General features: G+C 72.0%; 8 protein-coding genes. 2 read left to right on the forward strand and 6 right to left on the reverse strand.

Annotation, left to right across the window (positions count from 1 at the left end):
- The first annotated feature begins 121 nt into the window (after positions 1 to 121).
- Positions 122 to 577: an SRPBCC family protein gene (locus tag ACZ52C_RS37465; protein WP_469079003.1), complete on the forward strand. Its 456-nt coding sequence runs from the start codon at positions 122 to 124 to the stop codon at positions 575 to 577.
- A 295-nt stretch (positions 578 to 872) separates the two neighbouring features.
- On the opposite strand, the gene ACZ52C_RS37470 is transcribed toward ACZ52C_RS37465, so the two are convergent.
- From ACZ52C_RS37470 to ACZ52C_RS37480, 3 genes are all read right to left on the reverse strand, one after another.
- A complete protein-coding gene (locus tag ACZ52C_RS37470; protein ID WP_469079004.1) occupies positions 873 to 1,793 on the reverse strand; it encodes a hypothetical protein in 921 nt (306 codons plus the stop codon).
- 76 nt (positions 1,794 to 1,869) lie between these two features.
- Positions 1,870 to 2,997 carry a DUF4185 domain-containing protein gene (locus ACZ52C_RS37475; RefSeq protein ID WP_469079005.1) on the reverse strand — a complete coding sequence of 376 codons (1,128 nt, stop codon included), beginning with the start codon at positions 2,995 to 2,997 and terminating at the stop codon, positions 1,870 to 1,872.
- A gap of 124 nt (positions 2,998 to 3,121) precedes the next feature.
- The gene (locus ACZ52C_RS37480) at positions 3,122 to 3,646 is read right to left on the reverse strand and encodes a phospholipase A2 (protein ID WP_469079006.1); all 525 of its coding nucleotides are present in this window, start codon (positions 3,644 to 3,646) and stop codon (positions 3,122 to 3,124) included.
- Between the two features lie 150 nt (positions 3,647 to 3,796).
- Between ACZ52C_RS37480 and ACZ52C_RS37485 the strand changes: the two genes are divergently transcribed.
- On the forward strand, positions 3,797 to 6,724 hold the full coding sequence (locus tag ACZ52C_RS37485; RefSeq protein ID WP_469079007.1) for an nSTAND1 domain-containing NTPase: 2,928 nt from the start codon (positions 3,797 to 3,799) through the stop codon (positions 6,722 to 6,724).
- 13 nt (positions 6,725 to 6,737) lie between these two features.
- On the opposite strand, the gene ACZ52C_RS37490 is transcribed toward ACZ52C_RS37485, so the two are convergent.
- From ACZ52C_RS37490 to ACZ52C_RS37500, 3 genes are all read right to left on the reverse strand, one after another.
- Entirely contained in the window at positions 6,738 to 7,892 is a 1,155-nt protein-coding gene (locus tag ACZ52C_RS37490; RefSeq protein WP_469079008.1) for an XdhC family protein, read from the reverse strand.
- 61 nt (positions 7,893 to 7,953) lie between these two features.
- Entirely contained in the window at positions 7,954 to 9,399 is a 1,446-nt protein-coding gene (locus tag ACZ52C_RS37495) for an NCS2 family permease (protein ID WP_469079009.1), read from the reverse strand.
- A gap of 353 nt (positions 9,400 to 9,752) precedes the next feature.
- A complete protein-coding gene (locus tag ACZ52C_RS37500; protein WP_469079010.1) occupies positions 9,753 to 12,140 on the reverse strand; it encodes a xanthine dehydrogenase family protein molybdopterin-binding subunit in 2,388 nt (795 codons plus the stop codon).

Consider the following 12,140-nt stretch of genomic DNA (forward strand, 5'->3'; position numbering starts at 1 on the left):
GGTGGGGTGATCCGGGCGGGGCGGTGCTGGGGGGCGGTCCGGATACATGCGGGCACATGACGCGTCCCTCCGTCCCCCTCGCCGCCCGCCTCCTCCGCGCGGGTTCGCCTACGCTCGCCCCGTGGTTCTCTTCCTCCTGGAACGCCTCTCCCCGCTCCCCGTGGACCGTGCCTGGCGGCTGCTGACCGACTGGCCCCGGCACGGGGACGTCGTGCCGCTGACCCGCGTCACCGTGCGCACGCCTCCGCCGACCGGTGAGGGCACGGTGTTCGTGGCCCGCAGCGGTGTGGGGCCGCTCGCCTTCGACGACCCGATGGAGGTCACGGTCTGGCAGCCGCCCGAGGCGGGGGCTGCCGGGAAGTGCCGTCTCGTCAAGCACGGTTCGTTCGTCACCGGGTGGGCCGAGATCGAGGTTTATCCGCACGGTGACGGCGCGTCCCGTACGGTCTGGCGCGAGGACCTGCGGGTGCGCCCGCTGCCGGGTCTGTTCGACCGGCCGCTCGGAGGGCTGGCGCGGCGCATGTTCGGACGGGCGATGGACGGGCTGCTCACGGACGACGAACGGCGTCGGGGCTGATCCGGCCGGTGTCCGGGCCGGCCCGATCGTCACCGCCGGACAGAACGGACTCCGCGTCCGCCGTCCGACGTCGTTGTCAGACCCTCCGGCTACCGTCCGACGCGTGAGCGCACACGACCACACCACCCGGGAGTCCTACGACACGGTCGCCACCGACTACGAGAAGCTGCACGGCGAACACCCCGCAGGCGTACGTGCTGGCGCGCAAGCCGGGGTGAACTGCGGAACCGGGGAGCGAGGCCCGAGGAGCGAGGAGCGAGGACAGGCGGTCGGAAGGGCTGCCGCCGGCCCGTGGTCAGGACGGGCCCGGGTCCCCGTTGCGGGTGGCGGCCAGGCCGTCGCGGCGGTCGCGGTCGCCGTCGCCCGTGGTGCTGAGGAGGGTGTCGCAGATCTCGCGGAGCTTGTCGGTGGCCTGCTTGGAGAAGAGTCCGCAGAGCCCGGCGATGCCGGAGAAGCCGTACGGGTTGGTCGCCCCGGCGCCGGAGCTGCCGGCGAACAGGCCGCCGCGCAGCAGGAGATAGACGAGGAGCGCGAGGGCCACCCCGATCCCGGCGCGCAGGAGGTACCACCACAGCCAGCTCGCGTAGAGCCGCCGGTTGCCGACGTACGTCGCGAAGGACGTGGCCGCGTGGACGAAGCTGCCGAGCGCGCTGCACACGACCACGGCGAGCAGCATCGCGGTGTCGGCGGTCAGCGACCAGTCCCCCAGGCCGAACGGCGACCAGCGCGCGGTGGCCGTGGGCTCCGCCCCGGGCTCGACCGTCGCCAGCACCGCCGGCCAGAGCGTCACGAGGGCTCCGCAGACGAAGACGACGTCGGCGAGGAGGAAGAGCCCCAGGAGCGCGGTCGACACGGTCGACAACCGCCGGTCGTCGGCGGCACCGTCGCTTCCGGGTTCCCCTGGGCCGACGTCACTGCCCGAACCCCCGCCACCGTGACCGGCGTCGGCGTCGGCTCCAGCTCCGGTGTCGGCATCGGCATCGGCATCGGCGTCGGCGGCCCGAACCTCGTCGCCGCCCCCACCCGGCGCACCGGCACTGGCGTCACCGCCCTCGGCGCCCTCCGCGGTCCTGACGTCCGTGCCGTCGCCCGCGGCCGTGCCGTCGCTCGTGCTGTCGTCGCCGGCGGCTCCCCGCCCCCGCTCGTCCGTGTCCGCCCCCGTCGCGCCGGCCGGGCTCTCGGTCCCGCCCCCGTGCGGTCGCTCCTCACCGGTCATGCCGCTCAACCGCCCGCCCCCGTAATGCTGTTGCCCTAGAGCAACGGTCGGCCCTGCCGACCCGGGGGTCAAGCGGTCAGGGGGCGAGACCGCGAACGCGGTACTGCATGACGCGGTACGGCCAGCCCGCCTCGGTGTTCCACTGGCTCACCGACAGGTGAAGGTCGTCGAGCGTCGACCCTGGAACGACGTAGCCGCCGTACAACTGCGCCACATGGGTGTCGTCCTCGTCGCCCCAGGACGTGCCCCACAGCAGGGTGCGGCGATGGGCGGTGCGCAGGTCCGCCGTGGGGTGGTCCGCGACCAGGCCCTCGATCCGGTAGTCGCCCTGGTTGAACCAGGTCAGGACCCAGCGGCCGTCGAGCATGCGCAGACAGAGCTCGCCGAACCTGCCGTCCAGGACGGGCGTGGGCGGGTTGCCCCAGGCCCAGCGGTTGTCGGGGCCTTGTCCCCACGGCTCGTAGGCACCGGGATCCGCCAGCCGGCCCGGGCGTACGCGGTGCAGGATGACCGGCTTGTCCCGCTGGAACCCGGTGGACAGGACGTAGACGTACCCGTCACCTCCGAGCGCCCATGTGAGCAGCTGGAACATGCCGCCGTGCAGGTTCGCGGCGAACACGGCACCGGTGGCACTCCAGGTCGCGCCCGAGTCGTCCGACCGCCAGATCTCGGTGCGCACCACGTTGCCGAGCCCTTTGTTCACCATGACGTGCAGGTACATGGTGTCGCCGAGGGTGATCACGTCGGAGGGCAGCACGGTGGAGTATTCGGGGTTGTCGTGGTCGTACGGCCACAGCTGCCGGGCGTGCCGTCCGCCCACCGCGCCGGTCCAGACGACCGGCCGACCGTGCCCGTCGAAGCGCCCGTACAGCGCCACGGGCGAGCGCCACCACCCGCCGCCGACCCTGGCCTCCTCGAAGGTGTCGCCGAAGACGAACAGGAGTCGGCCGTCGGGCGTCCGTACCGGCACGCCCAGGTCGGTGGCCTCCATGCGGAACCGGGTGGTGAGACCGGGACCGGTGAGGTCGGCGATCTTGGAGACGCGGAGGGGGTCCCTCGCCGCGTGGGCCGGGGTGCGGAGCAGGGGGCCGCCCGCGAGGACCGCCGTGGCGGTGGCCCGGAGGAAGCCGGCCCGGCTGAGGTGGACCGGGCGGACGTGAGCCTGGGGCGGACGCGGGGCGCTGTCCGGTGTGCTGTCGGGCATGAATGCTCCTTCGTGAATGTGGGGGACCCGGGGGCGGGGTGTCGCCCCCCGCGCGGCCGTCTCTGTACCTCGCCCACCGCGACGGCGCCCCCGAACAGGCGGGCGCCGTCGCGGCCTTCTGCTGTCAGGCGGCCCAGAAGAACCTGTCTCCGAACTTGTGCACGGCCAGGTAGGCGGCGCGTGCATGGATCAGGCACCAGTTGCCGCCGCCGTGGTGGTCGAAGCAGGTCTGGCGCATCTCGTGCCAGAAGCGCGTGTCGATCCAGTCCTTGGTCTGGCGGATGGGGCTGAGCCGGAGGCCTCCGTGCTGCGCCCCGTAGTTGCGGTAGCCGAAGTCGTGCTGGTTGCAGGCTTCGGTGAACAGGTTCTTGATCTCCTGCGGGCCGCTGCACCCGTCGTTGGACCAGTTGAACGGTGCGACCTTCGGGTGCTTGGTGAAGTCGTAGTACCGAAGGTTCATGATGCGGTCCGCGACCTGCCGGACATCCTCCGCGGGCGCTGCCGCGGCTGCGGCGACCGTCTGCAGGGAGGGCGCGGTCCGCACGACGGCGGCGGGAGCCGCGACGGCGGGCAGGGCCTCGCCGACGCCGAGCGCGGTCACGGCGGTGGCCAGGAGCGCGGGCAGGACGGTTCGTACGCGGGTCTTCATGGAATTCCTCTTTTCCGTTCGTCGTCCGGTCCTCGGTGCGGGACCTGATGCACCGTTTGTAGCCGCTAATCTGTTGTTCGAGGCCGGTGGGCCGATGGTGAACAAACGGATGCCGAACAATCCGCGTGAGACGGGGAAAAGGGTGGTCGCATGCCGCGGGGGGAGAGGCCTCTGGACCCGGACGGCGGTCCTCTGTTCGAATTCGCGGCACGTTTACGGAAACTGCGGGAGCAGGCCGGCCGTCCGACCTACCGAGACCTCGCACGAAAATCGCATTATGGGATCGCGACGCTGTCCTCGGCCGCGGCGGGGCGTCAACTTCCCAGCCTGGCCGTCACTCTCGCCTACGTCCGCGCCTGCGGCGGTGACGAGCGGGAATGGACACGGATCTGGCAATGGACGGCCGACGCGTGCAGCGGCACGGACACCTCGGTCGCGATCGACACGGAGAACCGGAAAGGGGGCGGCGCCAAGCCGCCCTATGCCGGTCTGCGCGCGTTCGAGGAGGCCGATGCCGCGTATTTCTTCGGACGCGAGAAACTCACCGCCGCACTCGTCGAACATCTGAAGGAAAAAAGGCTCCTCGTGTTGTTCGGGGCATCGGGATCCGGTAAGTCATCCGTGCTGCGCGCGGGTGTGCTCCCCGCATTTCCCGATGTTTCCTCACTGGTCCTCACCCCCGGACCGCATCCCCTGGAGGAATGCGCCCTACGGCTGGCGGCCCGTGCCGGCGTGGCTCACGGCCCGGTCCGTGCCGACCTCGCGGCCGAACCGGACGCCTTCCACCGGATGGTGCGGCAGATCCTCGCCGGGCGGCAGGAGACCGGCTCCGCCACGGACGAACTCCTCGTCGTCGTGGACCAGTTCGAGGAGGTGTTCACCCTCTGTGCCGACACGCGGGAGCGGGAGCGTTTCGTCGCCGCGCTCGTGCACGCGGCGCAGGCCCCCGACAGCCGCACCCGGGTCGCCATCGCCGTGCGGTCCGACTTCTACACGCACTGCATCCGGCTGGCCGGTCTCGTCGAGGCCCTGCCCCATGCCCACCATCCCGTCGGCCCGATGAACGCCGAGGAACTGCGGGCGGCAATCGTCCAGCCCGCTGCCCGCTCCCGGCTCACCGTCGAGAGTGCCCTGCTGACGACTCTCACGGCCGAGGCCCACGGCCGCCCGGGCGCGCTGCCCCTGCTCTCGCACGCCCTGCTGGAGACCTGGCGACGACGGCGGGGCAACGCTCTCACGCTGGCCGGATACCGTGCGGCGGGCGGCATCGAGGACGCGCTCGCCCAGACCGCCGAGAAGTTCTACGACGCCCTCGACGACAGCCGACAGAAGGTCGCGCGGCGGCTGTTCCTACGGCTCGTCGCCCTGGGCGAAGGCACCGAGGACACCAAACGCCGTGTGCCACGTCGAGAACTCGACAGCGGTCCGGACACCGACTTCGTCCTCGAACAGGCGACCAGGGCCAGGCTGCTGACCACCGACGCCGACCACGTGGAGATCGCCCACGAGGCCTTGATCCGCTGCTGGCCCCGGTTCGGCGCCTGGCTGGAGGAGGACCGCGGCCAGGTACGTCTGCACCGGGCCCTCACCGAGGCCACCACTGTCTGGGAGTCCCTGGACCGCGACCCCGACACCCTGTACCGCGGGGTACGCCTCGCCGCCGCGAAGGACCTCCCGCCACAGGCGCTGACCGCTCGGGAACGCGCCTTCCTCGACGCCGGCGAGGCGGCGGCAGAGCAGACGCGACAGCGCGGCCGCCGCAGCCTGCGCCGCCTGCGCAGGCTGGCCGGAGCCCTGGTCGTCCTGCTCGTGTGCGCCGTGGCCGCCACCGGTTTCGCCGTCCGGGCACAGCACACCGTCACCCAGCAGCGCAACGAGGCCGTGGCCCTCCGGGCCGCCGACGAAGCCGTGCTCCTCAGCCGGCACAATCCGTCCCTCGCCGTCCAGATCGCGCTGGCCGCCTACCGGCGGACTCAGCAGGACCGTACCGAGGACGCCCTGCTCAGCTCCCTGTCCGTCGCGTCGACCGACCCCGGAACGACCGGCTCCGCACCCATCGGGCGCGCACCGGCCGGGCACACACCGGCCGTGCCCGCCGACGGCCGCACCCTGGCCATGGCCGACGGCTCCCAGGTCGTCCTGTGGGACATCACCGATCCACGACGGCCCTCCCGACTCGGCACCACCGAGGGAGTCGGCCTGGGCCCGATCCAGTTCACCCGGAACGGCGACACCCTGCTCGGTGTGGACAGCGACCGCACGCTCCGGCTGTGGGACGTGAGCGACCCGCACCGCCCCAGGGTGCTGTCGAAGCGGCCCACGGAACACACCGACGGCGTCTACTCCGTCGCCGTACGCGAGGACGGCCGCTTGGCCGCCACCGGCAGCTACGACGACACCATCCGCCTCTGGGACATCACCGACCCGGCCCGCCCCCGTCTGCTCGACACGCTCACCGGGCACCACGGCGATGTCAAACCCGTGGTGTTCAGCCCCGACGGAAAGACCTTGGCCTCGGGCTCCAACGACCACGACATCCGCATCTGGGACGTGACCGACCCGCACCACGCCACCCCCGTCGCCGTCCTGGAGGGGCACGGACACTTCGTCGACGCCCTCGCCTACAGTCCGGACGGCCGTACGCTGCTGAGCGGGAGCGACGACCGCACGGCGAGGCTGTGGGACGTCAGCGATCTCCCCCGCCACCGTGCGCTGGGCGTGCTGGCCCGGCACACCGACATCGTCACCAGCGTGGCCTTCGCCTCCCACGGCCGCACCGCGGTGACCGTCGGCATCGACGGCGTGGTGAACGCCTGGGACCTGAACGACCGCGCGCGCCCTGCCTCCCTGGCCCGCCTCACCAACCCGGGCGGGACGGTCAAGGAGGTGCGCCACCTCGAGGCCGACGGCACGTTCCTCACCGTGACCGCCCACCACAGTGTGCAGATCTGGTACACCGACCTCGACCGGGCGCTCGCCGAGGCCTGCGACCGCGTCCGCGGCACCATCAGCCGCGCCGAGTGGGCCCGCCACTTTCCCCGCCTCGACTACGATCCGCCCTGCCCGCGCCGCCCATGACGGGATCGGCCGATCAGGAGACGCGCAGGCTCGGCAGTTCCGTGAGGGTGGTCGGGCCGTCGTGGTGGATCGGGGTGTGCGCGCCGGTCAGGGAGATCCCGCTGCCGCCCCGCCGGTCGGCGACGATCTCGGCGGCGATGGACAGCGCGGTCTCCTCCGGGGTGCGCGCGCCGAGGTCGAGGCCGATCGGGGAGCGCAGCCGGGCCAGCTCCAGTTCGGTGACGCCGACCTGGCGGAGGCGTTCGTTTCGGTCGAGGTGGGTGCGGCGGGATCCCATCGCGCCGACGTAGGCGACGGGGAGCCGTAGGGCGAGCTGGAGCAGCGGGATGTCGAACTTGGCGTCGTGGGTGAGGACGCACAGGACCGTACGGGCGTCGACGGACGTGCGCTCCAGGTAGCGGTGGGGCCAGTCGACGACGATCTCGTCCGCCTCCGGGAAGCGGTCACGGGTCGCGAAGACGGGGCGGGCGTCGCAGACGGTGACGTGGTGGCCGAGGAACTTGCCGACGCGCACCAGCGCCGCCGCGAAGTCGATCGCGCCGAAGACGATCATCCGGGGCGGCGGGACGGACGACTCGACGAGAACGGTGAGGGGCGCGCCGCACCGCGACCCCTGCTCCCCGATCTCCAGGGTCTGGGTGCGACCGGCGTCAAGGAGGGCGCGGGCCTCGGCGGCAACCGTGCGGTCGAGCTCGGGGTGGGCGCCGTAGCCGCCGTCGTACGAGCCGTCCGGGCGGACCAGCAGGGCGCGGCCCCGCAGGTCCGCCGGGCCGGAGACGATCCGGGCCAGGGCCGCCGCCCGCCCGCTCGCGGCGGTGGAGAGCGCGGCGGCGGCCACCGGGCGGACGGGATCGCCGGCCCGCACCGGCGTGACGAGGATGTCGATGACTCCGCCACAGGTCAGCCCGACGGCGAAGGCGTCGTCGTCGCTGTAGCCGAAGCGTTCGAGGATCGTCTCGCCGTCGGCCAGCGCCTGTTGGCACAGCTCGTAGACGGCGCCCTCCACACAGCCGCCGGAGACCGAGCCGATCGCCGTGCCGTCGGCGTCCACCGCGAGGGCGGCGCCCGGCCGGCGGGGCGCGCTGCCGCCGACGGCCACCACGGTGGCGACGGCGAAGTCACGGCCCTGCTCGACCCACCGGTGCAGTTCTTCGGCGATGTCCAGCATCTCTCGGTCTCCTTCGGCTACGGCAGCGGTGGTGCGGACGGTACGCGGGCCTGGGCGACCGCTAGTGCACGCCCACCCAGTTCTCGATCGGGTCGAGGGCGAAGAAGACGACGAAGACCGCCGTCAGGCCCCACATGAACGCGCCGATCTCCCGCGCCCGGCCCTGGGCGAGCTTGATGGCGACGTAGGAGACGACTCCGGCGGCGACGCCCGCGGTGATGGAGTACGTGAACGGCATGATCACGACGGTGAGGAAGACCGGGATCGCGGTGGCGCGGTCGGACCAGTCGACGTGTCGGGCGTTCGTCATCATCATGGCGCCGATGACGACGAGCGCGGCGGCCGCGACCTCGCCGGGCACGATCGCCGTGAGCGGGGTGAAGAACAGACAGGCCGTGAAGAAGAGACCGGTGACGACGGAGGAGAGGCCGGTGCGGGCGCCCTCGCCGACTCCGGTGGCCGACTCCACGAACACGGTCTGGCCCGAGCCGCCTGCCACCCCGCCGATCGCGCCGCCCGCGCCGTCGATGAACAGCGCCTTGGACAGGCCCGGCATCCGGCCCTTGTCGTCGGCGAGGCCCGCTTCCTTGCCCACGCCGATGATGGTGGCCATCGCGTCGAAGAACCCGGCGAGCACAAGGGTGAAGACGATCATGCCGACCGTCATCGCGCCGACGTCCCCCCAGCCTCCGAACTCGACCTGGCCGAAGAGCGAGAAGTCCGGCATCGAGACCGCGCCGCCGTGCAACTCCGGTGCGCCGCCCGCCCATTGCTTCGGGTCGATGACGTCGAGGGCGTTGAGGAGCACGGCGACGACGGTGCCGCCGACGATGCCGAGCAGGATCGCGCCGGGAACGCCCCGGGCCTGGAGCATGAAGATCGCGAGGAGGGTGACCGCGAAGAGGAGGACGGGCCAGCCGGCGAGTTCGCCGGTGGGGCCGAGGCTGACCGGGGTCGCCTTGCCCTGGTGCACGAAACCGGCCTTGTAGAAGCCGATCAGGGCGACGAACAGACCGATCCCCATGGTGATCGCGTGCTTCAGGGCGAGCGGGATGGCGTTCATGATCATCTCGCGGAGGCCGGTGACGACCAGGAGCATGATGATCACGCCGTACATCACGCACATGCCCATCGCCTGCGGCCAGGTCATCTGCGGGGCGACCTGCGAGGCGATCACGCCGGAGACGGAGAGGCCGGCGGCGAGGGCGAGCGGGACCCGGCCGACGACACCCATGAGGAGCGTGCTGACGGCCGCCGCGAGCGCGGTCGCCGTGATCAGGGCCTGCTGGCCGAGGGTGGCGCCTGCGGCGTCCGGGCCGGAGAGGATGAGCGGGTTGAGCAGGAGGATGTACGCCATCGCCATGAAGGTGGTGACGCCGCCGCGGACCTCTCGGGCGAGGGTGGATCCGCGCCGGGTGATGTGGAAGTACCGGTCGAGACGGGACCGGCCGGCCGGGTCGACGGCGCCTGCGGCGACCGTCCTCGGCTTCAGCGACTGTGGGGTCATGGGGCCTTCTCCCAAGGTTCACAGGGACACCCGGCCGTTGCACTGGGCTTCGGCGGGATTTGGGAAGGTGCCCGACCCGGGGGACGGCCCGAGACGAACGTGGGTGGTGAGTAAGTGAGCGGGGGGTGCGCGGTTCGTCGGCGGGTGCGGGTGCGTGGGGGTTGCTCGCGCAGTTCCCCGCGCCCCTGAAAAGCAGGGGCTGCGCCCCCTGCTTTTCAGGCCCGCGGGGCCGTGGTCTTTCAGGCCCGCAGGGCCTGGTCTTTCAGGGGCGCGGGGAACTGCGCGAGAAGCCCCACGCACCCGCACCCGCCGACGACCCGCGCACCCCGAGCTCATAGGCGCCCGGCGGCCGACTACGCCGTACCGGTCAGATGCTCCGGCCGTACCGGCGTCCGGTTCAGCTCCAGCCCCGTCGCGGAGCGGATCGCCGCGAGCACGGCCGGGGTCGACGACAGGGTCGGCGCCTCCCCGACGCCACGCAGCCCGTACGGCGCGTGGTCGTCGGCGAGTTCGAGCACGTCGACGGGGATGGTCGGCGTGTCGAGGATCGTGGGGATGAGGTAGTCCGTGAAGGACGGATTGCGCACCTTCGCGGTCTTCGGGTCGACGACGATCTCCTCCATCACCGCGATGCCCAGCCCCTGGGTCGTACCGCCCTGGATCTGGCCCACCACGGAGAGCGGGTTGAGCGCCTTGCCGACGTCCTGCGCGCAGGCCAGTTCGACGACCTTGACCATGCCCAGCTCGGTGTCGACCTCGACGACCGCACGGTGCGCGGCGAAGGAGTACTGGACATGGCCGAAGCCCTGCCCGGTGCGCAGGTCGAACGGCTCGGTCGGCCGGTGCCGCCACTCCGCCTCGACCTCGACGGCCTCGTCCCCGAGGACGTCCGCCAGGTCGGCCAGCACCTCACCCGCGTCGGTGACGACCTTGCCGCCCTCCAGCAGCAGTTCGGCGGTCGCCCAGGCGGGGTGGTACGTACCGAACTTGCGGCGCCCCAGCTCCAGCACCTTCTCGCGGACCAGCTCGCAGCTGTTCCTGACCGCGCCGCCCGTGACGTACGTCTGCCGGGACGCGGAGGTCGAGCCCGCCGAACCCACCTGGGTGTCCGCCGGGTTGATGGTCACCTGGGCGACGCCCAGCTCCGTGCGGGCGATCTGCGCGTGGACGGTGATGCCGCCCTGGCCGACCTCCGCCATGGCCGTGTGGACGGTGGCGACGGGTTCACCGGCGACGACCTCCATGCGGACACGGGCGGTGGAGTAGTCGTCGAAGCCCTCGGAGAAGCCGACGTTCTTGATGCCGACCGCGTAGCCGACGCCCCGGACGACGCCTTCGCCGTGGGTGGTGTTGGACAGGCCGCCCGGCAGCTGTCGTACGTCCGCCGCCTCGCCCGCCGCGAGCCACTGCTGCTCCGGCGGCAGGGGCATCGCCTTGACGCGGCGCAGGAGTTCGGCGACCGGGGCCGGGGAGTCGACGGCCTGGCCGGTGGGCAGGAGGGTGCCCTGCTCCATGGCGTTGATCCGCCGGAACTCAACCGGGTCCATGCCGAGCTTCGCCGCCAGCTTGTCCATCTGCGCCTCGTACGCGAAGCACGCCTGGACCGCTCCGAAGCCGCGCATCGCGCCGCAGGGCGGGTTGTTGGTGTAGAGGGCGAGGGCCTCGATGTCGACGTCCTCGATGACGTACGGCCCGGCACCAAGGGAGGCGGCGTTGCCGACGACGGCCGGGGAGGAGGAGGCGTAGGCGCCGCCGTCCAGGACGATACGGGCCTTGAGATGGGTGAGCTTGCCGTCCTTCGTCGCGCCGTGCTCGTAGTGGAGCTTCGCGGGGTGACGGTGGACATGGCCGAAGAAGGACTCGAAGCGGTTGAAGACCATCTTGACGGGCTTGCCCGTGCGCAGGGCGAGCAGGCAGGCGTGGATCTGCATCGACAGGTCCTCGCGACCGCCGAAGGCACCGCCGACGCCGGCCAGCGTCATCCGGACCTTGTCCTCGGGCAGGCCGAGCACGGGGGCGATCTGGCGCAGGTCGGCGTGCAGCCACTGGGTGGCGATGTAGAGGTCGACGCCGCCGTCCTCGGCGGGGACGGCGAGGCCGGACTCGGGGCCGAGGAAGGCCTGGTCCTGCATGCCGAAGACGTACTCGCCCTCGACGATGACGTCGGCGCGCTCGCGTGCCTTCGCCACGTCGCCGCGGATGACGGGCTGGCGGTGGACGATGTTCGGGTGGGAGACGTGCGCGAAGTGGTGGTCGTCGCGGTCCTCGTGCAGGAGCACGGCGTCCGGCGCGGTCGCCGAGGCCTCGTCGGTGATGACCGGCAGTTCGCGGTACTCCACCTTGATCTTGGCGGCGGCCCGGCGGGCGGTCTCCGGGTGGTCGGCGGCGACGATCGCGACGGGTTCGCCGTGGTGGCGGACCTTGCCGTGGGCGAGGACGGGGGTGTCCTGGATCTCCAGGCCGTAGTGCCTTACCTCGGTCGGCAGGTCGTCGTACGTCATGACGGCGTACACGCCGGGGGTGGCGAGGGCCTCGCCGGTGTCGATGGAGACGATCTCGGCGTGGGCGACCGGGGAGCGCAGGATCTGGCCCCAGAGCATGTCCTCGTGCCACACGTCGGAGGAGTACGCGAACTCGCCGGTGACCTTGAGGGTGCCGTCCGGGCGGAGTGTGGACTCGCCGATGCCGCCCTTGGTGCGGGAGCCCTGGGTGAGGGTGGTGGGCAGGCCGGTGGTTCCCAT

Source organism: Streptomyces sp. NPDC034049 (genome assembly GCF_055575575.1).

Excerpts from the sequence above, each read along its gene's own strand:
- ACZ52C_RS37495 (WP_469079009.1), bottom strand. The coding sequence starts at position 9,399 with ATGACCCCACAGTCGCTGAAGCCGAGGACGGTCGCCGCAGGCGCCGTC.
- ACZ52C_RS37470 (WP_469079004.1), bottom strand. The coding sequence starts at position 1,793 with ATGACCGGTGAGGAGCGACCGCACGGGGGCGGGACCGAGAGCCCGGCC.
- ACZ52C_RS37490 (WP_469079008.1), bottom strand. The coding sequence starts at position 7,892 with ATGCTGGACATCGCCGAAGAACTGCACCGGTGGGTCGAGCAGGGCCGT.
- ACZ52C_RS37475 (WP_469079005.1), bottom strand. The coding sequence starts at position 2,997 with ATGCCCGACAGCACACCGGACAGCGCCCCGCGTCCGCCCCAGGCTCAC.
- ACZ52C_RS37500 (WP_469079010.1), bottom strand. The coding sequence starts at position 12,140 with ATGGGAACCACCGGCCTGCCCACCACCCTCACCCAGGGCTCCCGCACC.
- ACZ52C_RS37485 (WP_469079007.1), top strand. The coding sequence starts at position 3,797 with ATGCCGCGGGGGGAGAGGCCTCTGGACCCGGACGGCGGTCCTCTGTTC.
- ACZ52C_RS37480 (WP_469079006.1), bottom strand. The coding sequence starts at position 3,646 with ATGAAGACCCGCGTACGAACCGTCCTGCCCGCGCTCCTGGCCACCGCC.